The organism is Janthinobacterium sp., from assembly GCF_009923995.1.
GTDB lineage: Bacteria > Pseudomonadota > Gammaproteobacteria > Burkholderiales > Burkholderiaceae_D > Janthinobacterium.
In genome coordinates, this window is record NZ_RFSK01000062.1 from 1 (window position 1) to 25,012 (window position 25,012).

The window sequence follows — 25,012 nt, forward strand, 5'->3', positions numbered from 1 at the left end:
CGTACCCTGCAGGGTACGACCCCAAGATGTTGCTGTGGGGTAGGGCTGGTCTTAATGCGCCAGATTCTGCGTAATGATGGCATCCGCCATCTTTTCCGCCTCGCCCACGGGCTGGCTCAGGGCACTGGTCGTGTAGACGGTGGACGCCACCATCGGCTGGTCCAGGGTTGCCCCTTCGCCATGGCTCGTATCGACCGTCACCGTCGTCGACAAGCCGATGCGCAGCGGGTGGGCGGCCAGTTCCTTCGGATCGAGGGTGATGCGCACGGGCACGCGCTGCACCACCTTGATCCAGTTGCCCGTGGCATTTTGCGCCGGCAGCAGCGAAAACGCGCTGCCCGTGCCGGCCGACATGCCCAGCACCTTGCCGTGGTACACCACCTTGCTGCCGTACAAGTCCGTCTCGATGGTGGCCGTCTGGCCCACGCGGATATTGCGCGATTCGGACTCCTTGAAGTTCGCATCGACCCATAACTGATCCAGCGGCACGATGGACATCAGGGGCGTGCCCGGCGTCACGTGGGTGCCCAGCTGCACGCTGCGCTTGGCCACGTAGCCGGAGACGGGCGCGACGACGGCATTGCGGCGCACGGCCAGCCACGCCTGCACCACGTCGCCCCGGGCCGCGAGCACGGCCGGGTGGCTGGCCAGGTTCACGCCGGCGACGCCGGCCTTGGCGGATTCGGCCTGGCGCTGCGCCACGGCCAGCGCCGCTTTCGCGTCGTCGACGGCCTGCTTCGCATGGACCAGGTCTTCGCCCGAGATCGTGTGATCTTGCGCCAGCGGCGCGCGGCGGGCCAGGTTGCCCTGCGCCGTGGCCAGGGCCAGGCGGCGCTGTTCGATGACGGCGTCGTACTGCGCCACGCTGGAATAGCGCTCGCGCTCCTGGCGCACGACGTTGCCCAGCCGCGCCTGCGCCTGGCTCAGGGCCAGGTCCGCATCGATGCCGTCCAGGGTGATCAGGGGTGCGCCCGCCTTGACCATTTGCGTCTCGTCGGCGCGGATGGCATCGACGTTGCCCGTCACCTGGGCGGACAGGGTGACCAGGTTGCCGCCCACGTAGGCGTTGTCCGTGACTTCTTCCTTGGTCAGCACCAGCTGGTAGTAGGCGGCCCAGGCCACGCCGGCCACGAGGAAGGCGGCCGTGATGGCGATGAGGACCGTCTTGCGCTTGCCGGGATTGTCGGCCGGCGGGGCGGCAGGGGTGCTTGCTGGGGTGGTGGTGTGATCGCTGCTCATGATGTGTTCCGTAGTCAGTGTTATTGTTTGGTGGTGCTTGCTGTATTGGCAAAGTCGCTGCTGCCCCGGTAGCCGCCGCCCAGTGCCACGTTCAGGTTGATTTCCGCGTTCTGGCGCTGGTTTTGCAGCTGCATGCCCAGATCCACCTGGCCGCGCATGGTCATTTCCGCGTTGAGCTGGGTGGCGCGGTCGGCCAGTCCCTGTTTCAGGCGGGCATTCGCGTTGCGCAGCTGCGCCTCGCTGGCGCGCAGGTTGTCTTCCTGCAGGCGCAGCTGGTTTTCCACGCCTTGCACCTTCGCGCCGGCCTGCGCCACGTCGCGCACGACATTGAAGACGTTCTGGTTGTAGTCGGCGATCAGCGCGTTGCGCTCGCTGCGCGCACCGGCCAGCTGCGCCTGCAGGCGGCCGCTGTCGAACAGGGGCAGCGACAGCGCCGGGCCGATGAACAGGGTGCGGCTGCCGGACTCGAGCAGCTTGCCCAGCTTGATCGCATCGAGGCCGAAGGACGCGCCCAGGTCGATATCGGGGTAGAACGCCGCCTGCGCCGCCTCGATCCTGCTCATGGATGCCTGCACCCGCCAGCGGGCCGCCTGCAAGTCGGGCCGGCGCGCCAGCAATTCCATGCCCAGCTTGCCGGGCAGGGCGTGCGGCAGGGCCTGGGCTGGCCGCGGCTGCAGGCTGGCCAGGGCCGAGGCATCCGCACCGAGCAGGGCGCGCAGGGCTTCGCGTTCCGTGACGATCTGCGTTTCCAGCAGGGCGATCTGTTGCTGCAGCAGGCTCAGGCGCGTTTGCGCGGACAGGTGGTCGTCGCTCACGCCCAGGCCGTTGGCGATGCGCTTTTCCTTGTCCAGCACCAGTTGCTGCTGCAGGGCGACCAGCGCACGCAGGTTGTCCATGCGGGCCCAGCCGCTTTGCATGCTGAAGTAGTGGCGGGCGACCTCGGCGGCCAGCATCTGCTCCGCCATCGCGTACTCGGCGCGGCGGGCGTTGACTTCGCCCAGGCTGGCCGCGATCTGCGCCTTGTGCCGGCCCCACCAGTCCAGGTCGTAATGGGCTTGCACTCCCACGGTGACTTCATTGTAGTAATTGCCGCCGATGGGGGCGGGCAGCAGGCCATTGCCCGAATAGCGCTGGCGGTTGGCATTCGCATCCAGGTCCACCCGGGGACCGCGGTCCGCATGCCGGGCGTCGAACGCGGACAGGGCCGAGCCGATGCGGGTGTTGGCCACGTCCAGGTTCGGGCTGCCCGACAGGGCCTTGTCGATCAGCTGGTCCAGCTGGCTGTCCTGGAACTGGCGCCACCACTGGGCGGCGGGCCAGCCTTCGCTGGCCAGGTGGATGTCGGCCGCCAGCTGGACGGTGGCCAGGTCTTGCTGCGGCAACGGTTGCGTGTTGGGCGGGATGCTGGCGCAGCCGGCCAGCGCCAGGGCCAGGACCAGGGTGGTAAGCGAGGTTTTCATGTTGTTTTCTTTTAGCATCACGGTTATTCCATGGCCGCGTGGTCGACCACGACGGGCGCATTCTTTTGCGGGGGTTTGATCAGGAGCAAGAGCGGCAGCACGAGGATGGTCAGCCACATCATCAGCCAGAAGTCGTCGAGGTAGGCGATCATCGAGGCCTGCCGCGTGATTTCGCCATTCAGGGCCGCCATGCCCGTGCCCGTGCCCAGGTTGTAGACGCTGGCAATGGCGGGGTCGTGCAGTGCCGGGTTGGCGATGGTGATGTGTTCCGTCAGGGAGGCATGGGCGATCTGCGTATTGCGCACCAACAAGGTCTGCACGAGGGCGATGCCGATGCTGCTGCCGATGTTGCGCACGAGGCTGTAGATGGCCGTGCCTTCCGCCCGCATCTGCGGCGACAGGGTGGCGAACGTGGCCGCGCTCAGGGGCACGAAGACGAGGCCCAGGCCGATGCCCTGGATGATGCCGTTCCACACGACGGTCTTCGGCACGAGGTCCAGGGTGAAATTGGCCATCTGCCACAGCGAGAACGCCGTGATGGAAAAGCCCGTGCCCAGCAGGATGCGCGTGTCGATCTTGCCCGTCAGCTTGCCGACGATCAGCATGGCCATCATCGTGCCCAGGCCGCTGGGCGCCGTCACCAGGCCGGCAATCGCCGCCGGGTAGTTCATCAGGCCCTGCAGCATCGACGGCGTCAGCGCGCGGGTGGCGAACAGCACCATGCCGACGATGAAGATGAACAGCAGGCCGCTCACATAGTTCGAGTTTTTCAGCAAACGGTAGTCGAGGAAGGACTTGCCGGCCGGCCGCAGGGCCGTGTGGGCGATGAAGTAGCACAAGCTCATGGCCAGCACGATGGCTTCGACCCACGTTTCCGTGGAAGAAAACCAGTCGTTCTGCTCGCCCCGGTCCAGCAGCATCTGCAGCGCGCCGATGGACAGGCTCAGGGTGGCGAAGCCGAACATGTCAAAGCTCATGCGCCGGTTCGGCGGGTCCTTGCGGATGTAGCGCCAGATGCCGTAGAAGGCCATGGCGCCGATGGGGATGTTGATGAAGAAGACCCAGCGCCAGCTGTAGCTGTCCGTCAGCCAGCCGCCCAGGGTGGGACCGAGGATGGGGCCGATCATCACGCCCATGCCCCAGATGGCCATGGCCGAGCCGTGTTTCTCGCGCGGGTTGATGTCGAGCAAGACCGCCTGCGACAGGGGCACGAGGGCCGCGCCGAACACGCCCTGCAGCAGGCGCGCGGCGACGATCTCGGACAGGGTGCCCGACAGGCCGCACAGCACGGAAGCGATGGTGAAGCCGGCCACGGAGACGAGGAAGGTGTTCTTCTGGCCGTAGCGGTCGCACAGCCAGCCCGTCAGCGGCGTGGCGATGGCGGCGGCGACGATGAAGGAGGTCAGCACCCAGGTGATCTGGTCCTGCGAGGCGGACAGGCTGCCCTGCATGTGGGGCAGGGCGACGTTGGCGATGGTGCCGTCGAGCGCCTGGATGATGGTGGCGAGCATGATGGAAATGGTGATCATGCGCCGGTTCAGGGTGGGGTCCTGTGATGCGGGCAGCGCCGGTGCGGCACTGGCTGTGGCCGAACTCATGCGGATTTCTCCGTCGCCGCCTGCAAGGCTTCCAGCAATTCCGTGGCGGCCCGCAGTTGATCTGGATCAATGCCCTGCAGCAGTTCCTTGCGGAAGCCATCCGCTTCCTTGCGCACCGTGTCGTACACCTGCATGCCGGCCTGCGTCAGCACGACGAGTTTCACGCGGCGGTCCGTTTCCGACGGCTGGCGCAGCACGAAGCCCGATTTCACGAGCCGGTCCAGCATCGACACCATGGTGGGGTTTTCCACGCCCAGCTGGTGCGCCAGTTCGCTTTGTGACGGCGGCTGCGGCGACTTGGCGATCATGGCGATGGCCATCCAGCTGGCTTGCCCCAGGTCCAGCTCCTTCAGGCGCCGGTCGATGGCATGGCGCCAGCCGCGCGCCGTCTTGTGGAGCGCGGCGGAAAAGCGCTCTTCGATAGAAATCATAAGGTGAGTCGTCTAATAGTTAGGTATCGAACTAATATTTTAGCATGCTGTTTTGAAACTCGTACAGGCCTTCCTGTTTGCCGGCCGCACTGGTACATTAGGCGGGTCTACCCACAACAGGAGAACGTATGAGCACAGCGGAACAGAAGCAGGCAGGACAGCACCGGGACGGCAGCGACTTCGTCATCACGCACACCTTCGACGCCCCGCGCGAACTGGTGTTCCAGTCCTGGGTCGAACCGGAGCGCCTGGCCCAGTGGTGGGGCCCCGTGGGCTTCGAATTGAGCGTGCTGGCGCTGGACTTGCGCCCGGGCGGCGTCTTCCACTACGGCATGCGCGCCGACAATGGCTACGAGATGTGGGGCAAGTTCACCTACCAGCAGATCGAGGCGCCGGAAAAGATCGTCTCCATCCTGTCGTTCGCCGACAAGCAGGGCAACCCCGTGCAGCACCCCGTCAGCGCCACCTGGCCCCTGGAATCGTTCAATACCATGACCTTGACGGAGGAAAACGGCAAGACGACGATGACCTTGCGTTCCACGCCGCACAAGGCCACGGATGAGCAGCATGAGACGTTCAAGCAGGGGTTTGAGTCGATGAAGGAGGGGTTCAAGGCGACGTTTGGGCAGCTGGCGCAGTATCTGGCCCGCGTTCAGTAAACGTTTTGTTTGAATGGCGGGCCGGAGTCGCGGGCCTGAGAAAATGTCCAGGGCCGCGTTGCTTGGGCTCGCCGTACATGCGTACTGTCTTCGCCCGCGCGCCTTGCCCTGGGCATTTTTCAGGTCCGCTGGGCCCGGTGAGCCTTCGTCTGAGGCACGGATGTGTTCTTGCTGTCGTTGCTAGTTCGCGGTTGACGAGGGTACGCGTTCGCACAGAGCAAAGCTTTGGCAAGTCATGTTGATGCTACGTCGTTGCCAGCATCCCTAAGAATTTTGAAAAGTCCCTGTGCAAAGCTTAAAAATCCATTGGATACTCCAAATACTTTATCAACCGACAGTTCCTCTAGAGCAGTAACTTGCTTTTGAAGATCAAGATCGTAGTGGCCAGCCGCGTGGTTCCTAACGTGATGCCAACCCTGCAGTTGGCGCAGCTCTAACTTCCAATCACGTTTTAACCGTATAACATTGTCACCTAGATCAATATCACGCTCCTTTGCTAAAGCTAGCAATCTTGGAAGAAGCGAACCCCTCAATATGAGATCAAATTCAAAAATTCGTAGAACCAGCCCCTTAAGGGCAACTCCCGCGGCAAAGCCAGTTGGCTGATTGCGCAGTACGTTTGTCATTTCAACGCATACGTCGTATTGGAAAATACAAACCTGCAACTTTATCTCGATAAACTCTTGCGCTAATCCATATACACCACTTTTGTAGTGACGATAAGAATCGTTCAGATTCTTTTGAGCTTTTGCGACCACGGCTTTAAAGTCGTAATCTTCGATTGATTGCATAACAGGGTTCCAATTGGCCATGATTGTTTATTAGTGATAGTCCGCCTTCGTTCTATTGTGTCGAAAAACGTAGGTATGTTGAGTTTTGGATAGAAATTCTGACAACTTAGACTGCACAGAACCCCCGCTTTTGAACGATCACCGACTAATGTGAAGCGGCGGCGTCAACGTGGCGCTCTATCTTTACGTGCAGCTTAACCTCACAGCGAACGGTCATGACTCATCCTGTTGCGCATCGCGCTCGCGGCAACTCAGGGATGCATAGTGGCCCTTGGGAACCTTGTTCCGGATCGCGATTTCGCGCAGCTCATGCGCGAAATCGACATTGTCGGTCAGGGTGCAACGGTTGGCACGGGCGAACTGTGCCAGGTTTTGCGTGTTGCCATGGACTTTCACGGTCACGCCCGCGCCGGGGCTGACGCAGCAGCCGATGTACTGCGCCATGTATTCCTCCTCGATCAGCACCAGTTCGTGGCCCAGGAAGGTTGCCGGTTTCTTGAGCAGGTAGTAATCGGTGTAGTCGTAGCGCTGGTTCGGTTTCTTGTCCAGCAGGCCCGCGCGGACATAGGCCCCGATGGCCTTGCCCGAGGTGCCCGTGCGCTCGGTCGTGCCTTTCTTGAGCTGCAAGGCATGCAGCAAGCCGCTTTCCAGCTCCTGCCCGGTGGTGGCGAAGGCAAACGAGGTGCATGCCGCCAGCAGGAGGCAGGTGAGGGCGTGGCGTGGCGTGATACGTTTAAGCATAGGATTTGATAGGGATTTCCGTGTTGGTTTCAAACTTCCATGTTTCTTCAGCTAACTCAGGTTCTGCCAGGCAGAATACGCTGAGACAAGCGTTCCCCGTGACGACCAGCCATTCGCGCCGTGCGCATTCAAATCCCTGCAGCGCGTTTTCTTCCGCCCCCCAGCCTGCCGCCAGCACTTCCAGGAGGTGGCTGCCGCGCGGGAAGCCCGGGGAACGTGCGTATCGCACCAGGTTCGGTTCATCGAGCAGGCGAAATCCGTCCACGCCGGGGAAGTTGATCCTCATGCCGCCGATGTCGTCCTGCTTCCCTGAACAGGCAAGCAGCACGGCGAGTGTGCCGTCGACATAGCTGATGGAGTCGATGTCGGAACCGGGATGGATGCCGTTGGACGGCAGGCGTGCGCGGGCCTCGAACGCTGCTGTTGTCGTGTGGCCCGCTCCAGGCGGCGCTTTCATCATGGCGCGGTCATCCCCAGCATCTGCCGGATCACCGGCAAGATCATCCGCCACGCGTTCGAGCTAGCCGCGATTTCGTCGTAGTGGCTGGCGCCGGGCAGGATCAGCACTTCCGCCTGGTCGCCGGCCAGCTTCGCCCTAGCCGCATAGTCGTGCGCCACGCGGGGCGGGGAGATGGTGTCGAGCTCGCCCGTGGCCAGCACGGTGCGGCTGCCGTTGGGCATCAGGTCGGCCGCGTTGGTGTCGCTGTAGATGTCGGGACGCTGCGTGCTGGCGCTGCCTGCCAGCTGGGCGATGTCGCGCTCGCAGCTGCTCTTGATCAAGGCTTGCTCGTGGCGCAAGTCGGCCAGGCCGCCCAGGCTGAGGATATTCTTCACCGGCAGGAAGGTGTCGCGGTACAGGGGGCTGGTGTGCGGCAGCTTTTCCCGCCCGGCTATCCACTGCACCAGCTGTCCGCCGGCCGAATGGCCCATGGCGACGATGCGGCCCGTGTCGAGCTGGTACTGGCTGGCGTGCTGCTGCAGGCTGCCCAGCGCCGCGTGCATGTCCTCGTAGGTGCCGGGATAGCCGCCGCCTTCCTCGTCCACGCGGCGGTACTCCACATTCCACACGGCAATGCCTTGCGCCACCAGGGCGCCGGCCACGCTGCGCATCTGCCTGATGCCGCCGAACGCCACCGTCCAGCAGCCGCCATGCACGAGCACGACGACGGGGAAGGGGCCGCTGCCCTCCGGCCGGAACAGCTGCGCGTACTGCGACTGCGCGGCGCCATACGCGATCTGCGCCGTGGGCGCGGGGCCGTCGAGGGCCAGGTAGTCGTCCAGGCTCATGGGAGCGGCGACGGCGCCGTGGGGCAGGGCGAGCAGGGCGGTGGCAATCAGGGAGGACGGCAGGGACATGGTCATGACGCTTTGTGCTTGAGGAAAGAACAATACTCTAGCATAGGCCGGCCCGTCTTTCGGCGCCGGGCTGCCTCGACGGCCTCCTGGCCGGCGCCGCCGTCGCGCCGGCGACGTCCGCAGGCAAAACACCGTTCTGTTTTCCGCCATGAAAAGCGTTGCCACATGGTATATTCCGGGCATTAGTTATCCGCTTATCGACACGGTGCACGCAAACAACATCATCACATTGCTGGACGCCGAGCATAGCGCACTGGGAAGTATCGCGGCCGGTGTCGATCTGGCGCATGCCCTGGAACACCTGCTGCTGGCGCTGGAGGCGCAGTCCGATGCGCCCATGCACGCCTGCCTCGTCCTGATCGACGACGCCGACCGCTTTTGCGGCCTGTGCGCGCCGACCCTGCCGCAAGACCTGTGCCTGGCCCTGCGTCATGGCGGCGACCAGTCTTCACCGTTCAGCGCGGCCGCCTTTGCCGGCGCGCCCGTGTACTGCGGCGACATCACGCGCGAGCCGCAATGGAGCGCGGGGCGCAAGGAAGCCGTGCTGCACGGCTATCGCGCCTGCTGGGTCGCTCCCGTGTTCGGCGCCAGGGGCCACATCCTCGGGGTGCTGGGGCTGCTGTTCCAGGCCCCGTGCCATCCCACCCAGCCCGAGATCGACCTGCTGGCGCTGGCCGCGCGCGTGGCCGCCCACGTCATCGAGCGGGCCCAGCTGGAAAAGAGCCTGCACGACAGCCGCGAGCACTTTCACTACGCCATGGAACTCAACACGCAAGTGTTGTGGACGGCCGACGTCGACGGCAAGCTCGACTACGTGGCGCAGCGCTGGCGCGAATGGACGGGCGGCAGCGGCCTGGGCACGGCCTGGCTGGAAGCCATTCACCCGGACGATATTGCCCATGTGCTCGCTGCCTGGAGCGAATCGGTGGGCAGCGGCCAGCCTTTCGACGCGGAAATGCGCGTGCGGCGCCAGGGCGGGCAGTACCGCTGGGCGCATACACGCGCCTACTGCCGGCAGGACGAATTCGGCAAGCCCCAGAAATGGTATGGCTCGTGCGAGGACATCGACGAGCACTGGCAGGCGCGCAACGCCTTGCTCGACAGCGAAGCGCAGTTCCGCTCGCTGGCCTCGACCATGCCCAACCAGGCCTGGCTGGCGCACGGCAGCGGCGCCACCTACTGGGTCAACGAGCAGGTCTGTGCCTACACGGGCCAGTCCATGAAGTCGCTCGTCTCGAGCGGCTTTCGCCACTGCGTGCATGCGGACGACCTGCTGGCCACGCAGAAAAGCTGGGAGCAGGCCGTCGCCACGGCCAGCGCCTACGAATACGAGTTCCGCATGCGCCGCGCCGACGGTCAGTACCGCTGGTTCCTGGCGCGCGCCTTGCCCCTGTTCGACGAGGCGGGCAAGGTGCTGCGCTGGGTCGGCACGAATACGGACGTGCAGGAACAGAAGAACGTGCTGGAAAAGATGGCCTACCTGAATTCCTCGCTGGAAGTGGAAATGGCCAACCGCACGGCCGACCGCGACCGCATGTGGCGGCTGTCGACGGACATCATGCTGGTGGCCGACCTGAGCGGCATGATCATCGCCGTCAATCCCGCCTGGACGGGCATCCTGGACCGGCCGGAAATCGAATCGCTGGGCATGGATTTCATCAGCCTCGTGCATCCCGACGACCGCATGGCGGCGCTGAAGGACCTGTCGCGCCTGGCCCATGGCGCGCCCACCCTGCGCATGGAAAACCGCTACCGGCGCCGCGATGGCGGCTACCGCTGGATTTCCTGGACGGCCGTGCCGGCGCAAAAGCTGATCCACGCCATCGGCCGCGACGTCACGGACGAGAAGGAGGCGCGGCTGGCGCTGGTGCGCAGCGAGCAAGCCCTGCTGCAGGCGCAGAAGCTGGAATCGATCGGCAAGCTGACGGGCGGCGTGGCCCACGACTTCAACAATGTGCTGCAAATCATTTCCGGCAACTTGCAGCTGCTGAAACTGACGGTGGCCGACAATCCGCAGGCCGCCAGGCGCCTCGATTCGGCCGCCTCGGCCGTGGAGCGGGGTGCCAAGCTGTCCTCGCAGCTGCTGGCCTTTGCGCGGCGCCAGCCCTTGAAGCCGCTGGTGACGGACCTGGGACGTTTGCTGCGCCGCATGCACGAGCTGATACGCCGCGCGCTCGGTGAAGATATCTTTGAGGAAACTTTCATCAGCGACGGCCTGTGGCATACGCTCGTCGATCCGAACCAGATGGAAAACGTGCTGCTGAACATGGCCATCAATGCGCGCGACGCGATGGACAAGGGCGGCCGCCTGACGTTCACCTTGAGCAATGTCACGCTCGACGCCGCCTATGCCAGCCTGCATGCCGACGTGCTGGCGGGCCAGTATGTGCTGCTGACCATCACGGATACGGGGCACGGCATGGAGCGCGACGTGATCGACCAGATCTTCGAGCCGTTCTTCACCACCAAGCGCGAGGGCGAGGGCACGGGCCTGGGCCTGTCCATGGCCTACGGCTTCATCCGCCAGAGCGCGGGCCACATCAAGGTGCACAGTGCGCCGGGCGCCGGCACGACCTTCAAGATCTATCTGCCCCGTTCGCTGGAAAAGCTGGCGGAACCGCCGCCTGGCCTGTCCGGTCCCGTGCTGGGCGGCGGCGAAACCATCCTCGTGGTGGAAGATGATGCCCCCGTGCAGCACACGGTGGTGGACATGCTGCGCGGCCTGGGCTACGACGTGCTGCATGCGGACGACGGCGCCTCGGCCCTGGCCCTGCTGCGCACGGGCGTGGCCGTCGACCTGCTGTTTACGGACGTCGTCATGCCCGGTCCCGTCAGCAGCAAGGAACTGGCGCAGCAGGCCAGGCTGCTGCTGCCGGAGCTGGCCGTGCTGTACACCTCGGGCTACACGCACAACGCCATCATGCAGGGCGGGCGGCTGGACCCGGGCGTCGAACTGCTGAGCAAACCCTACCAGCGCGAAGACCTGGCGCGGCGCCTGCGCCACCTGCTGGCCGACCGCCGCCTGGTGGGCGCGCCCGACCCGTCGGGGCGGCGCATCCTGCTGGTGGAAGACAACGATGACGCGCGCGAAATGACGACGGAAATGCTCAACATGCTGGGCCATACCGTGCATGGCGTGGCCAGCGCGGAAGCGGCCATGCCGTTGCTGGCCATGCCGGGCCTGGACGTGCTGGTGACGGACATCAGCCTGCCCACCATGTCCGGCCTGGAACTGGCGCGCCATGCGCGCGAGCACTGGCCGCAGCTGGAAGTGATTTTTGCCTCCGGGCATGACTGGGGTGCCAGCCTGATGCAGGACGCCAGCGCGCGCTTCCTGCGCAAGCCGTTCAGCCTGGAAGAGCTGGCCAAGGCCCTGAAGGCGCGCCAGCCCGACTAGCCGGCGGCGGGACCCGGCGCCAGCAGCGCCTGCTGCAACTGCTCCAGGGTGAATGGTTTCACGAGGAAACGCGCCCGCGGGTCGCTGACGCCGGAATTGGCGGGCGCGTGGCCCGTGGAAAACACCACTTCCAGCTGCGGATGGTCGCGCGCGGCGATGCCGGCCAGTTCCGCGCCGGACATGCGCGGCAGGCTGATGTCGGTCAGCAGCAGCTGCAGCCCCGGCGTGCCCAGCAGGGGCAGCGCTTCCTCGGCCGTGCCCACGGCCTGCACCGTGTGCCCCAGCATGGCCAGCAGTTCCGCCGTCATGGCGCGCGCGTCGTCATTGTCTTCCACCAGCAGGATGTGGCGCGCGTCCCGGCGCGGGGCCGGCTGCGGCGCCAGCTGCGCGCGGTAGCGGTGCAGCGACGTCACGTGCCGGCCGTTGGCCAGCAGGTGGCGGATGCGCCGCGCCAGGTCTTCGCGCCGGTACGGCTTGCTGAGCAGCTCGACGCCCGGCTCCAGGCGGCCGCCCTGCATCATGGCGTCCTGCGTGTAGCCCGAGGTAAACAGCACGGCCAGCTGCGGCAGCAGCAGGCGGGCCTGGCGCGCCAGTTCCGTGCTGGCGACCTTGCCGGGCATCACCACGTCCGTAAACAGCAGGTCGATGGGCACGCCGCTGCCGACGATGTTGAGCGCGCTTTCGCCATCGCTGGCGCGCAGCACGAAATAGCCGAGGCCGCGCAGCATGTCGACCACCGTCGTCTGCACCTGCACGTCGTCTTCCACGACGAGGATGGTTTCCTTGCCGCCCAGCACAGGGCCGTCCAGCTGCAGGGGCAGCTCGGTTTCCGCTTCGAGCGAGCGCGGCAGGTAGATGCGGAAGGTGCTGCCGTGGCCGGGCACGCTGTCCACCTTCAGGTGGCCGCCGCTCTGGCGCAGGAAACCGTAGGCCATGCTCAAGCCCAGGCCCGTGCCTTCGCCTTCCTTCTTCGTCGTGAAGAACGGCTCGAAAATCTTGTCCAGCAGCTCGGCCGGGATGCCCGTGCCCGTGTCCGAGATGGCCAGCTGCACATAGTCGCCCGGCACCACGTCCGCATGGCGGGCCGCATAGGCGGCGTCGAGCACGATATTGCCCAGTTCGATGGTCAGCTGGCCCTGGCCGGCCATGGCGTCGCGCGCATTGATGGCCAGGTTGAGGATGACGTTTTCCAGCTGGTGCGGGTCGACCAGGGCGCGCCAGCTGTCATCGGCCAGCAGCAGCCGCGTCTCGATGGTTTCGCCCGTGGCGCGCCGCAGCAGGTCTTCCGTGGCGCGCAGCAGGTGGGCCAGGTCCGTCACCAGCGGTTTGAGCGGTTGACGCCGCGCAAAGGCCAGCAGCTGGGCCGACAGTTTCGCGCCCCGTTCCACGGCGGCCGTGGAGCTGGCGATGCGCTTGGCGGCCACGGGATCGTCGCCCAGCGTCATCTGCAGCAGTTGCAGGTTGCCCGAGATAATCTGCAATACATTGTTGAAGTCATGCGCCACGCCGCCCGTCAGCTTGCCCAGCGCTTCGAGCTTTTGCGACTGCAGCAGGGCCATCTCGCTGTGGCGCAGGGATTCCTGCATGCGGCGCAAGCTGCTTTCCGCCTCCTTTTCCAGGGTCACGTGGCGGCCCGTGGCGAAGATCAGGTCGCCTTCGGCCGCCGCCACCCAGGACAGCCAGCGATGGCCGCCATCGCGGTGGCGGTAGCGGTTTTCAAAGCTGGGCATGGCTTCCTGGCCCAGTTGGGCCACCTGGGCCAGCGCCTGGCGCGTGGCGGGGGCATCCTCGGGCAGGACGAAGTCGTACACGCTGCGGCCCAGCATTTCCTCGGGCAGCCAGCCGAGCACGCTCGTCGCGGCGGGGTTGACGGCGGCAAAGCAGTGGTCGCGGTCGATGGCCAGCATCAGGTCCTGCGCGCTGCGCCACAGCCGTTCGCGCTCGCTGTTGCGCGCCGCCAGGTCCGCTTCCAGCTTCTTTTCCACGGTGATGTCGCGCGCGCTGCAATACACCTTGTCGCCTTCGGGCACGGCCACCCACGACAGCCAGTGCCAGCCGCCCAGCTTGTGGCGGTAGCGGTTCTCGAAGCGCAGCGCGGGCTGGCCCTGCTGGGCCGCGTCCCAGGCCGCATAGGTGCGCGGCAAGTCGTCGGGGTGGATCAGCTCCAGGAAGCGTGTCGTGCGGATTTCCTCTTCCGACCAGCCCAGCGTGGCTTGCCAGGCGGGATTCGAGTGCTCGAAATAGCCGTCCAGGCTGAGCACGCCCAGCAGGTCCGGGCTGACGCTCCAGGTGCGGCCGAATTCGCGCGTGCGTTCGGCCACCTGGCGCTCCATGCTGGCACTGAGCAGGCGCAGCCGCTCTTCCGCCTGGGCCCGCAGGATGGTGGACCAGACCCGCTCCGACACTTGCACGGCCAGTTCGATCTCGTCCGCATGCCACAGGCGCGCGGCGCGGCTGTGCACGACGAACAGGGCGGCCAGCTGGCCATCCTTGGCGATGGGAATGTTCAGGAAGGCGCGGATGCCCAGCCGCGCAAACGTGGCCAGCGCAGCCGGCATGGCCGTGCGCGGGTCGCTGGCGACGTCGCTGACGGCCAGCGCGTGGCCGCCGGCAAGCGTATCGGCCAGGCCGGCCGCATAGTCGCCGAGGAAGTATTCGCCCGCCGCGCCCGGCGCCATGCCGTCGCTCCACGCGTGCTGCAGGGTGGGGCAGTGCAGGGTCTGGGCGATGTCGAAACAGGCCACCTGCTGCGCCCCCAGGCGCTGGCCCAGCAGCTGTGCCGACAGGGCGAGGATGTCGCCCGTCTCGTGCAGGCGGCGCAGGCGCCGTTCCAGCTGCAGCAGGAAGGCAACGCCGCTGGTGCCCGTGTTTTTGCCGTGCTCGCTTGCCATGGCGCTCAGCTCCCGGCCAGCGGCAGGGTGACGCTGAACAGGGCGCCGTTGCCGGGCTGGCTTTGCAGGGTGATGGCGCCGCCGTGCGCGTCCACCAGCTGCTTGGTGATGAACAGGCCCAGGCCCAGGCCGCCCGTGCGGTCTTGGTGCATGACGCGCTCGAAGGCGTCGAAGATGCGTTCCTGGTCGCGCGCATTGATGCCGATGCCGTGGTCGCGCACTTCGATGACGGCGCTGTTCTGCGTATGGCCCAGGCTGATTTCCACGGGCTGGCCCTGGCCGTAGCGCACGGCATTGCTGATCAGGTTGACGACGATCTGCTCGACGCGGAAGGCGTCCCAGTAGCCGTTGATCGGTTCGAAGGCCAGCACTTCGAGCACGCTGCCCGTGGTGGCCGCATATGGCGCCAGGTCGTCTGCCAACCTGCGCACCAGGCTCGTCAGGTCGACGGCTTCGCGGCGGATGGACAGCTTGCCGCTGCTGATGCGCGACACGTCGAGCATGTCGTCGATCAGGCGTACCATGCTGCGGATCTGGCGCCCGTCGCGCGCCACCATCTTGTTCAGCTTGTCCGGTTCGAAGGCGGCCAGGTTGCCCCGTTCGAGGTTGACGGTGCGCATCTGCGTCTCCAGGAACAGGGTGTTCAACGGCGTGCGCAGCTCGTGCGCCACCATGGACATGAATTCATCGCGCAGGCGCAGCGAACGCTGCAGCTCGGCCTGGGTGGCGCGCAGCTCCTTGAGCAGCGCTTCCTGCTGCTGGCGGCTGTATTCCAGCGCCTGCACCTGGCGCCGCGTCTCGCTGCGCTGCTGGTGCAGGGCCACGAAGACGTTGACCTTGCTTTGCACGGCATTGATGTCGAGCGGCTTGTGCAGGAAATCGACGGCGCCGCTTTCATAGCCCTGGAAGGCGAAATTCATTTCCTTGCCAGCCGCCGTGACGAAGACGATGGGGATGTGGCGCGTCTTTTCCGTGCCGCGCATCAATTGCGCCAGCTCAAAGCCGTCCATTTCCGGCATTTGCACGTCGAGGATGGCCAGCGCGAAATCGTGCTCCAGCAGCAAGGCCAGCGCTTCCTCGCCGGACGAGGCCTGGTAGACGCTGCGGTCGCTCTCGCGGATCAGCGCATTGAGCGCGCGCAAGTTTTCCGGCAAGTCGTCGACGATGAGGAGTTTGGTACTGGTTTCATTGATCATGTTTCATTCCTGGCAAAACCTTGCCGTCCAGCGTAGTAGGAAGCGGCGTGCGATGGCGCACGCTTGCGGTAGAGTTTTTCCGGTCCCGGCAACGCTTCGAAGTCGCCGGCCAGGCGCGTAAACTGCACGCTTTCCTTGCTGCCCAGCCCCAGGAAACCCCGGTGGCACAGCGATTCGTGGAACAGCGCCAGGGCCCGTTCCTGCAAGGTCTTATTGAAGTAAATCAGCACGTTACGGCAGCAAATCAATTGCGTTTCGACAAAGACGCTGTCCGTGGCCAGGCTATGGTCGGCAAAATTGATCCTGGCCAGCATGCGCGCGTCGAAGCGCGCGGTGGCATGCTCGACCGTGTAGTACGCGTCCAGCCGCTCCAGGCCGCCTGCGGCCCGGTAATTGGCCCCGTATTCTTCCAGCCGGTGCAGCGGATACACGCCGGCCGCCGCCGTGGCCAGAGCCTGCGGATTGATGTCCGTGGCATAGATGCGGCAGCGCTCGAGCAAGCCTTCTTCGTGCAGGACGATGGCCAGCGACAGCGCTTCCTCGCCCGTGCAGCAGCCGGCCACCCAGATGGTGGGCGAGGGATAGGTCTTCAGCACGGGCACGACGTGCTCGCGCAGGGCGAGGAAAAAGGCCGGGTCGCGGAACATCTGCGTGACGGGCACGGTCAAGATCTGCAGCAGCTCGCCAAAGGCGGCCGGGTCGTCCAGCACCATCTGCTGCAGGGCGGCCAGGCTGGCGCAGCGGAAGCGCTCGATGGCGTAGTTCAGGCGGCGGCGCTGCGAGGGCAGGGTGTAGTCGCGGAAATCGTAGCTGTAGCGCTGATAGATGGCTTCCATCAGCGCCTGCAGCTGCGCGTCCGTGTAGCGCGTGGGCATCAGCGACACGCCCTGGCAGTGCGCACCATCGCCATCAGATGCGTTCCATCTTCGGCATCCACACGCGCAGCAGCGAATACAGGCGGTCCAGGTCGATCGGCTTGGCCAGGTAGTCGGAGGCGCCCGCCTGCAGGCATTCTTCCTGGTCATTCTTCATGGCCTTGGCCGTGATGGCGATGATGGGCAGCTTGTTGTAGCGCCCGTCGGCGCGGATCAGGCGCGTCGCTTCCAGGCCATCCATGCCCGGCATCATGACATCCATCAACACGAGGTCGATATCGTCCACGCTGTTGAGCTTGCTGATGGCTTCGAAGCCGTTGCGGCCGATTTCCACCACCACGCCTTTCTGTTCCAGCGCATTGGTCAGGGCAAAGATGTTGCGCACGTCATCGTCCACCAGCAGGATCTTGCGTCCTTCAAACACGCGCTCGCGGCTGCGCACCTGCTGCAGCATGCCCTGGCGCTCGCTCGACAGTTCCGATTCCACCTTGTGCAGGAACAGGGTCACTTCGTCGAGCAGGCGCTCGGGCGAGCGGGCGCCCTTGATGATGATGGAGCGCGAATACTTCATCAGGTCCGCCTCTTCTTCGCGGCTCAGGTTGCGGCCCGTGTAGACGATGACGGGCGGGAAGGAGCACAGTTCCTCGTGTTCCATGCGTTCGAGCAATTCGTTGCCCTGGATGTCGGGCAGCTTCAGGTCGATGATCATGCAGTCGAAAATCTGCGTCTTGAGCAATTCCAGCGCCTGTTCGCCCAGGGCCACGGCCGTGATTTCCACGTCGTCGTCGCTGATCAGGTGCACCACGCTTTCGCGCTGGCGTTCGTCGTCCTCGACGAGCAGGATGCGCTTCATCTTCTGCGTGAACTTCGATTCGAGCTTGCGGAACACTTCCTTCAGCTGCTCGCGCGTGCGCGGCTTGGTGGCGTAGCCGATGGCGCCCAGCTGCATGGCTTCCTGCATCTGGTCATTGCCGGAGACGATGTGCACGGGGATGTGGCGCGTCAGCGGGTTTTCCTTCAGCTGCTGCAGGACCAGCAAGCCCGGACGGTCTGGCAAGCCCATGTCGAGCAGGATGGCGTCGGGCAGGAATTCGGCCGCCAGGCGCAGGCCTTCGTCGGCGCCGTGCGCCACCAGGCAGCGGTACTGCATCTCATGCGCCAGGTCGAACAGGATGCCGGCAAACGACGGCTCGTCCTCGATCACCAGCACGGAACGCTGGCCGCTCTTGCCCGGCGGCGTGCTGTCGCGGTCATCCTGGAAGGTGGGCAGGGGCACGGGCTTGACGGCGGGCGCCGGTTTCGGCGCGGCCGGGACGGCAGGGGCGGCAGCCCGCGCGGCCGGCTGGGATGGCGCCGGCGGCGCCGGCATGTCGGCCGGTGCGGCGCGTTCCGGCATGGCTGGCGGCAATACCAGGGTAAAGGTGCTGCCGTGGCCTGGCGTGCTGGACAATTCGATGCTGCCGCCCAGCAAGGCGGCCAGGTCGCGCGAAATCGACAGGCCCAGGCCCGTGCCGCCGTAGCGGCGGCTGGTCGTGCCATCGGCCTGGTGGAAGGCGTCGAAGACTTTCTGCTGCTGGTCGTCGGCGATGCCGATGCCGGAATCCTGCACCTGGAAGCGCACGTTGCCGGCCTCATCCGTATCGACGTGCAGGGCCACCGTGCCCGCATCGGTGAACTTGATGGCGTTCGACAGCAGGTTCTTCAGGATTTGCTCGAGGCGCTGGCGGTCGCTGACGAGCGACGCGGGCGCGTCCGGCGCCACGCTGACATTGAAGGCCAGTTTCTTTTGCTGCGCCTGCGGGCCGAACAGCATCTTCATGCTGCTCAGCAGTTCATCAAAGGGCACGGCTTCCGGGTTCAGCTCCAGCTTGCCCGCCTCGACCTTGGAAATGTCGAGGATGTCGTTGATGAGGGTCAGTAAATCGTTGCCCGCCGAATAAATGGTTTGCGCAAACGTCACTTGTTCCGGCGTCAGGTTGCCGCTGCTGTTGTCCGACAGCAGCTTGGACAGGATCAGCGAGCTGTTCAGCGGCGTGCGCAGCTCGTGCGACATGTTCGCCAGGAACTCGGACTTGTAGCGGCTGGCCCGCTGCAGCTCTTCCGCGCGCGCTTCCAGCTGCGCGTGCGCCTGGACGATGGCCATGTTCTTCTGGTCCAGCGACAGGGCTTGCACGGCCAGCTGCTCGTTCGACTGTTCCAGCGCCGCCTTCTGCTCTTCCAGGTGGGCTTGCGACTGCTCCAGCACGCGCGACTGCTCGCCCAGCTCTTCATTGGCCGTGCGCAATTCCTCCTGCTGCACTTCCAGCTCTTCATTGAGCTGCTGGGTTTCTTCCAGCACGTTTTGCAGGCGCTGGCGGTACAGGGCCGCTTCCAGCGAAGTGCCGACATTGGCGGCGATCAGGTTCAGCAGCTCCTTGGCGCGGGTGCTGACGGGGTGGGTGAAGCCCAGTTCGATCACGCCGTTGACCGTGCCTTCGTTATTGACTGGCGTCAAGACCAGTTCCAGCGGCGCGCCGCGGCCCAGGCTGGACGTCACGGTCAGGTAATTCTCCGGCACCTGCTTGATGTGCTTGAGGCGCCGTTCGCGGGCCGTCTCGCCCACCAGGCCTTCGCCCAGCTTGAAGACCTGCTTGTCCTTCACGCCCTGCTCGTTGAAGCCGTACACGGCCGTGCGGCGCAGGCTGCCGTCGTCGTCGACGACGTACAGGGTGGCCACGGCCACATCCAGGCGGTTGGCGAGGAAGTCGAGCACCTGCCGCCCCAGCTGCGGCAGGGCCAGCTGGCCGCTCGTGTGCGCGGCCAGCTCCGTCTGGCCCGTGCGCAGCCACGCCTGCTCCTGCAGGATGTCGTTGTCCTTGCCGCGCTGTTCCAGCGCCTCATTGTAGATGTCGGACAGGCGCAGCAGTTCGCGGCGTCCCAGGTAGGCCAGCAGGCCGGACATGCCCAGGCTGAGGACCAGGAACACCACCACGGCCAGCATGGTGCGGCCCTCGGCCGTGTCGGCCCGTTCCTGGCGCAGGCGCTGCTCCATGGACAGGAAGGCGAGGAATTCGCGGCGGATTTCATCGAATTCCAGCTTGCCTTCGCCCTGGCGCACGCGGGCGAGGAATTCCTGGTTGTTGCGGCGCTGGCCGATGACGCTCTCGGCATACTCCATCCACTGGCCTTGCAGGGCGCGGATGCGGCGCAGGCGGTCCACCTGGATGGAGCTGTCCTGGACCAGTTCCAGCAGCGTATTCATTTCCACGGCGATCTTCGCCTTGCCCGACTTGTACGGCGCGAGGAAGGTCTCGTCGCCCGTCAGCAAATAGCCGCGCATGCCCGTTTCCAGGTCCACCGACAGCTTCATGACCTCATTCGCATTGCCGATGACCCTCTCCGAGTGCTCGACCGAGCGCAGCGCGGAGAGCAGGTAGGCGATCAGGCCGACGAAGACGAGGGCGGTGACGACCCCGATGACCAGCGGCAAGGTGACGTTGCGGGCCAGGATGCGGCGGAAGCTGAAGGAGTCGATCGGTGTCTTGGTATTCATCATGTCCGTGGAGATATGAGCGGGTGAAATAGTTTAACTGAAATGCAATATTTTTGATGCGTCCGCGTGCGGCAGGCGCTAGCATAGCAGGCGGGGAAGGGCGCGCGCCCCTGCGCGCCCGTATCGTCATCAAATGATGGGAGATTTATGCGAAGAACAGTCATCGCCTGCGCGATATGGGCCTGTGTGCTGCCGCTGGGCAGCCAGGCAGTCGTGCTGGGCAACCAGCAAAGCCAGGAACTGGTGCGGCGGGGCATGGACCTCGTGACCAGCGGGCAGCTCCCGCAGGCGCGCGAGCAATTCGAGCTGGCGGCCAAGGCCGACCCGCGCGCCTCGCATCCCGTGGGCGCGCTGGCCTTGCTGTATTACATCGTGTCCGATGCCGGCAGCCTGGACGACAAGCAGCGCCAGGCGGCACGCAAGGCGGCCGCCGAGACGGCGCGCCAGGCGCTGGCCCTCGATGCGCAGGACCCGCTGGCGCAGGAGGTGGCGCGCCGGCTCGCTGGCGGCGGCGTGCGCCCCAAATACACGCCGAAGGGCAACGCCATGGAGCTGGTGGTCGCGGGAGAACAGTTGTTCAGCAAGAAGGAATACGCCGCCGCCCTGCAAAAGTACGAGCAAGCCATCGCCGCCGATCCCGGCTATGCCGATGCCTGGCTGTTTGCGGGCGATTGCTATTTTGTCCAGCGTCAATGGGAGCCCGCGGCCGAGCACTTCCGCAAGGCGACGCAGATCGAACCGCTGCACGAGCAGGCATGGCGCTACCTGGCCGATGCCCTGCAGGAGCAGCAGAAGTGGCCGGAACTGGAGCTGGCCCTGGGCAGCGCCATCGGCGCCCACCCCGACCAGCTGTCGGCCTGGCAGCGCATGGAGCATTTCCAGGCCAGCCACGGCGTGCCCCTCGTGGCCCTGAAATTGCAGCCCAAGGCGGCCGGCAGCATCGATGCGGCGACGGGCCAGGTGCGCGTGAATATCCAGCCCAAGCCGGCGGGGGGCGAGGCCGAGGCCAGCACCATCGACGATGCCTTCTGGATGGCGCTGGCCCTGGGCCAGGCGAGCGCGGCTGTGGCCGTGCAGCGCGGCGACAAGACGGTGTTCCAGGCGGACCTCGACGCGTGGAACGGCGCCTTCCTGGCCCTGGACAAGATGGAAGCGGCCAAGCCGGACCGGCTGCGCGATACGGCCGTAACCACCCTGCGTTCCCTGGCCGCCAAGGGCGCGCTGGAGCCGGCGCTGTTGCTGCTGCAGTACAAGGAGGCTTACCGTCCCTCCCTGGAAGCGTGGAAGACGGCGCATCCGGGCGGCGTCCGGAAATTCATCAATACCTGGCATTTGATGCCATGATTTGATCTGCATCAAGCGCCCATCCCGGGCGTCGCCTAGCATGTATGCACCGGCATGGCCGGCCAGGGGCAGGGCGCCAGCGTCCGCCGCTGCCGGCCATGTGTTCGTCAGTGTCTATGCCTGCCAGGAGGACAACATGGCCAATCAATTGATGCACCGCGACGCGCGCCATCCGCTGGGGCGCTTCGACCCTTTCAGCGACATGGAAGAGTTCATGCATGACTTTTTCGCGCCCGCCCTGCACGTGCGCGACGTGGGCAATGCACGCATGCGTGTCGACATTTCCGAAACCGAGCAAGCCTACCAGGTCCAGGCCGAAATTCCTGGCGTCAGCAAGGACGACATCAAGGTGTCCATCGATGGCAACCGCTTCTCCATCAGCGCGGAACGCAAGAACGAGCGGGAGACGCGCGACGCGGGCGGCAAGCTCGTGCGCAGCGAGCGCGAGTACGGCCAGCAGTACCGCAGCTTCGTGCTGCAGCAGGAAGTGGACGATGCCGGCGCCCAGGCACGCTATGAAAACGGCGTCCTGCTGCTGGACCTGCCGAAAAAAGCGGGCACGGGCGGCAGGCAGCTGGAAATCCGTTGACGGGCCGACCCGGTATTCCGCCGCAGCGATGTCGTCGAGGCGCGGGCCGGCGCGATGACACCGGCCGCCTGAAAGCGGTGGCAGGGCGGGGGAACTGCGGGAACGACGGTGTAACAATGCTGGAATAGCGCTGGCATAAAAAAACGCCGGATGAATCCGGCGCTTTTGCGTGCCGCCTTGCGCGGCACTGTCGTGATCAAAGACGGTCGACTGTCTCTGGACTGTTTCTCTCTATATATGAGTCCTGCCTGCCTGTATCTTCCTGTCTCTATATAGCAGTCATCACTCTATATTAGTCATCAGTCGCGGATTTCCAGCGCCCGGTTCAGGCTCAGGGCGGCCAGCGAGGCGACGGCGCCCGACAGCAGGTAGAAGCTGACGTAGGCGAGGCCGAAGTTGGCCGACAGGCCCAGCGCCACCAGCGGGGCGAAGCCGGCACCCACCAGCCAGGCCAGGTCGGACGTCAGGGCCGCGCCCGTGTAACGGAAGCGGGCCGGGAAGTTCGCCGTCACGGCGCCGGCGGCCTGGCCGTAGGACAGACCCAGCAGGCTGAAGCCCACGAGGATGAACACGTCCTGACCCGTATTGCCGCCGCCCATCAGGGTCGGCACGAAGGCGCTGAAGATGGCGATCAGCACGGCCAGCACGCCCAGGGTGGTACGGCGACCCACCTTGTCGGCCAGCAGGCCGGAAATCACCACGCCGATGGCGGCCAGCACGGCGCCCAGCATCTGAATCTGCAGGAAGTCCGGGGCCGAACGCGTCTGGTAGACGGAAATCCACGACAGGGGGAACACGGTGACGAGGTGGAACAGGGCGTAGCTGGCCAGCGCGGCGAGGGCGCCGATCAGCACGTTGCGGCCCTGGCCGCGGCTCATTTCAAACACGCTCACGGGCTGCAGTTCGCGTTCGTCGAGCAGGCGCGCATATTCATTCGTCGATACCAGGCGCAAGCGGGCAAACAGGGCTACCACGTTGATGGCGAAGGCCACGTAGAAAGGATAGCGCCAGCCCCAGTCGAGGAAGTCCTCGTCCGTCAGGGTGGTCAGCATGAACCAGAACAGGCCGGCGGCGATGATGAAGCCGACGGGCGCGCCCAGCTGGCCCAGCATGGCGTACCAGCCCCGCTTGTTTGCCGGCGCGTTCAGGGCCAGCAGCGACGGCAGGCCATCCCAGGAGCCGCCCAGCGCCACGCCCTGGCCGATGCGCAGCACGGACAGCCAGATGATGGCGGCAAAGCCCAGGTGGGAATAGGTCGGCAGGAAGGCGATGCCGGCCGTCGACACGCCCAGCAGGAAGAGGGCGAACGTCAGCTTGGCGCTGCGGCCCATGCGGCGCTGGATCTCCATGAAGATCACGGTGCCGAAGGGGCGGGCGATGAAGGCGAACGAGAAGATCAGGAATGCATATAATGTGCCCTCCAGGCGTTCTTCAAACGGGAAGAAGACGCGCGGAAACACCAGCACCGAGGCGATGGCGTACACAAAGAAGTCAAAATACTCGGAAGCGCGGCCGATGATCACGCCGACGGCGATCTCACCGGGGTCGATATGCGATTCGACCGTGCCGGCCCCGCGTGCGTCGCGCAGGGAATGGGGGGAAAAGTCGGCGGGTACGTCCCCGCTGTGTATGCGCGTGCTGGACATGATGATCGTCTCCAATATAGTTTCGAGTTCGGCCAACGCGTAACATACCCCGGGTGTCTCACGCCCGGAGTAGGACTATTCATCAGGTAGTCGTAGGAATACTCCTCAAGTACCGGCTGAAAATCCGAGCAAGGGGTAGGACAAAACGTCCAATTGCCAACGCGCTCCAGTGAGAATACAGTACCATATCTTCATCCCCTGTACTGGACTTTCCTGTATGTTTTCATTAAAAGTTCGTCGCGGACTGCTTCTTTTACCTCTCGCATTGTTAGCTGGTTGCAATACGGTGGTACTGAACCCGTCCGGAGACATCGCAGTTCAGCAAGGCAATCTGATTGTCATCTCGACATTGCTGATGCTGTTGATTATCGTTCCGGTAATCGCCCTGACCCTGCTTTTCGCATGGCGCTATAGAAAAAACAACACCGCGGCCAAATACGAGCCGGACTGGGACCACTCGACTCGCCTCGAGCTGATCATCTGGGGCGCGCCCCTGCTGATCATCATCGTGCTGGGCCTGCTGACCTGGATCAGCACCCACACTCTCGATCCTTATCGTCCGCTGAGCCGTATCGACGCCAACCGCCCGATTCCTGCCAGCCACAAGCCGATGGTCGTCGAAGTCGTGGCGCTGGACTGGAAATGGCTGTTTATTTACCCAGAGCAAGGTATTGCTTCGGTGAATGAACTGTATGCGCCCGTCGATCGTCCGATCCGCTTCAAGATCACCGCGTCGTCCGTCATGAACTCGTTCTTCATCCCCGCACTGGCAGGTCAGATCTACGCCATGCCGGGCATGGAAACGCAGTTGAATGCCGTCATCAACAAGCCAGGCGAATACAAGGGCTTCTCCGCCAACTACAGCGGTGCCGGTTTCTCGGGCATGCGCTTCAAGTTCCATGGCGTCAATGATGCGGACTTCGACAAGTGGGTGGCCACGGCCCGTGCCGGCGGCGGCGCGCTGAACCGCGACGACTACCTGTCGCTGGCGCAGCCGAGCGAACGCGACCCGGTCCGTCACTACAGCGCCGTTCCTAGCGATCTGTACAAGGCAATCCTGAACCGCACCATCGTTTCCGACGCCCTGTGCGTGACGCCGGTCGAGCCATACAAACCGACGGTGGCAAGTAGCCCGGTAGCGGCCGTAACGGCAGTAGTCGCTAGCGATGCAGTAGTTGAAAAGGGCGTTCAAGCCAAGTAACAACTGCATGAATCCCGCAGCGCAGCAAGACGCGCTGCAGATACTGGCGCCGCTTGCCTGGCGCCT

18 protein-coding genes are annotated in these 25,012 nt (G+C 64.9%); 5 read left to right on the forward strand and 13 right to left on the reverse strand.

The window, feature by feature from the left end; all coding sequences use genetic code 11:
* Positions 1–51: 51 nt before the first annotated feature.
* Genes EBS11_RS23215 through EBS11_RS23230 form a run of 4 tightly spaced genes read right to left on the reverse strand, consistent with a single transcriptional unit; the run spans position 52 to position 4,728 of the window.
* On the reverse strand, positions 52–1,239 hold the full coding sequence (locus tag EBS11_RS23215; RefSeq protein WP_290606885.1) for an HlyD family efflux transporter periplasmic adaptor subunit: 1,188 nt from the start codon (positions 1,237–1,239) through the stop codon (positions 52–54).
* A gap of 20 nt (positions 1,240–1,259) precedes the next feature.
* Positions 1,260–2,699, reverse strand: a complete 1,440-nt coding sequence (locus EBS11_RS23220; protein ID WP_290606887.1) for an efflux transporter outer membrane subunit — start codon at positions 2,697–2,699, stop codon at positions 1,260–1,262.
* Between the two features lie 23 nt (positions 2,700–2,722).
* Positions 2,723–4,297 carry a DHA2 family efflux MFS transporter permease subunit gene (locus EBS11_RS23225; protein ID WP_290606889.1) on the reverse strand — a complete coding sequence of 525 codons (1,575 nt, stop codon included), beginning with the start codon at positions 4,295–4,297 and terminating at the stop codon, positions 2,723–2,725.
* Entirely contained in the window at positions 4,294–4,728 is a 435-nt protein-coding gene (locus EBS11_RS23230) for a MarR family transcriptional regulator (RefSeq protein ID WP_290606891.1), read from the reverse strand. Before EBS11_RS23230 ends, EBS11_RS23225 begins: the two co-directional genes overlap by 4 nt.
* Before the next feature lie 128 nt (positions 4,729–4,856).
* Here EBS11_RS23230 and EBS11_RS23235 point away from each other — a divergent pair, with 128 nt between their 5' ends.
* Entirely contained in the window at positions 4,857–5,387 is a 531-nt protein-coding gene (locus EBS11_RS23235) for an SRPBCC domain-containing protein (protein WP_290606893.1), read from the forward strand.
* A gap of 233 nt (positions 5,388–5,620) precedes the next feature.
* Here the strand turns inward: EBS11_RS23235 and EBS11_RS23240 are convergent, their stop codons facing one another.
* The 4 genes from EBS11_RS23240 to EBS11_RS23255 all read right to left on the reverse strand — a co-directional run bounded on the left by EBS11_RS23240 (position 5,621) and on the right by EBS11_RS23255 (position 8,281).
* Complete coding sequence (locus EBS11_RS23240) at positions 5,621–6,178, reverse strand: hypothetical protein (RefSeq protein ID WP_290606895.1); 558 nt, start codon at positions 6,176–6,178, stop codon at positions 5,621–5,623.
* Positions 6,179–6,391: 213 nt separating this feature from the next.
* Positions 6,392–6,919, reverse strand: coding sequence for a hypothetical protein (locus EBS11_RS23245; RefSeq protein WP_290606897.1), 528 nt, complete (start codon positions 6,917–6,919; stop codon positions 6,392–6,394).
* Entirely contained in the window at positions 6,912–7,379 is a 468-nt protein-coding gene (locus EBS11_RS23250) for a hypothetical protein (protein WP_290606899.1), read from the reverse strand. The genes EBS11_RS23245 and EBS11_RS23250 overlap by 8 nt, the downstream gene beginning before the upstream one ends.
* Positions 7,376–8,281 (reverse strand): alpha/beta hydrolase, encoded by a 906-nt coding sequence (locus EBS11_RS23255; protein ID WP_290606901.1) that lies wholly within the window; start codon positions 8,279–8,281, stop codon positions 7,376–7,378. The genes EBS11_RS23250 and EBS11_RS23255 overlap by 4 nt, the downstream gene beginning before the upstream one ends.
* 199 nt (positions 8,282–8,480) lie before the next feature.
* Here EBS11_RS23255 and EBS11_RS23260 point away from each other — a divergent pair, with 199 nt between their 5' ends.
* Complete coding sequence (locus EBS11_RS23260) at positions 8,481–11,672, forward strand: PAS domain-containing protein (RefSeq protein ID WP_290606903.1); 3,192 nt, start codon at positions 8,481–8,483, stop codon at positions 11,670–11,672.
* On the opposite strand, the gene EBS11_RS23265 is transcribed toward EBS11_RS23260, so the two are convergent.
* From EBS11_RS23265 to EBS11_RS23280, 4 genes are read right to left on the reverse strand one after another with little or no spacing between them, the layout of a single operon-like run.
* A complete protein-coding gene (locus tag EBS11_RS23265; RefSeq protein WP_290606905.1) occupies positions 11,669–14,563 on the reverse strand; it encodes a PAS domain-containing protein in 2,895 nt (964 codons plus the stop codon). The two genes, EBS11_RS23260 and EBS11_RS23265, sit on opposite strands and share 4 nt — an antisense overlap.
* A gap of 5 nt (positions 14,564–14,568) precedes the next feature.
* A complete protein-coding gene (locus EBS11_RS23270) occupies positions 14,569–15,759 on the reverse strand; it encodes a hybrid sensor histidine kinase/response regulator (RefSeq protein WP_290606911.1) in 1,191 nt (396 codons plus the stop codon).
* Entirely contained in the window at positions 15,756–16,634 is an 879-nt protein-coding gene (locus EBS11_RS23275) for a protein-glutamate O-methyltransferase CheR (RefSeq protein WP_290606917.1), read from the reverse strand. The genes EBS11_RS23270 and EBS11_RS23275 overlap by 4 nt, the downstream gene beginning before the upstream one ends.
* A gap of 34 nt (positions 16,635–16,668) precedes the next feature.
* Positions 16,669–20,166 carry a response regulator gene (locus EBS11_RS23280; RefSeq protein WP_290606918.1) on the reverse strand — a complete coding sequence of 1,166 codons (3,498 nt, stop codon included), beginning with the start codon at positions 20,164–20,166 and terminating at the stop codon, positions 16,669–16,671.
* 147 nt (positions 20,167–20,313) lie between these two features.
* Here EBS11_RS23280 and EBS11_RS23285 point away from each other — a divergent pair, with 147 nt between their 5' ends.
* Both EBS11_RS23285 and EBS11_RS23290 read left to right on the forward strand, forming a co-directional pair.
* Complete coding sequence (locus EBS11_RS23285; protein WP_290606920.1) at positions 20,314–21,510, forward strand: tetratricopeptide repeat protein; 1,197 nt, start codon at positions 20,314–20,316, stop codon at positions 21,508–21,510.
* Between the two features lie 136 nt (positions 21,511–21,646).
* The gene (locus EBS11_RS23290) at positions 21,647–22,099 is read left to right on the forward strand and encodes an Hsp20/alpha crystallin family protein (protein WP_290606921.1); all 453 of its coding nucleotides are present in this window, start codon (positions 21,647–21,649) and stop codon (positions 22,097–22,099) included.
* Positions 22,100–22,398: 299 nt separating this feature from the next.
* Here EBS11_RS23290 and EBS11_RS23295 read toward each other — a convergent pair whose 3' ends face one another.
* A complete protein-coding gene (locus EBS11_RS23295; protein WP_290606923.1) occupies positions 22,399–23,745 on the reverse strand; it encodes an MFS transporter in 1,347 nt (448 codons plus the stop codon).
* 217 nt (positions 23,746–23,962) lie between these two features.
* Here EBS11_RS23295 and cyoA point away from each other — a divergent pair, with 217 nt between their 5' ends.
* Complete coding sequence (gene cyoA / locus EBS11_RS23300; protein WP_290606925.1) at positions 23,963–24,946, forward strand: ubiquinol oxidase subunit II; 984 nt, start codon at positions 23,963–23,965, stop codon at positions 24,944–24,946.
* Positions 24,947–25,012: the final 66 nt, after the last annotated feature.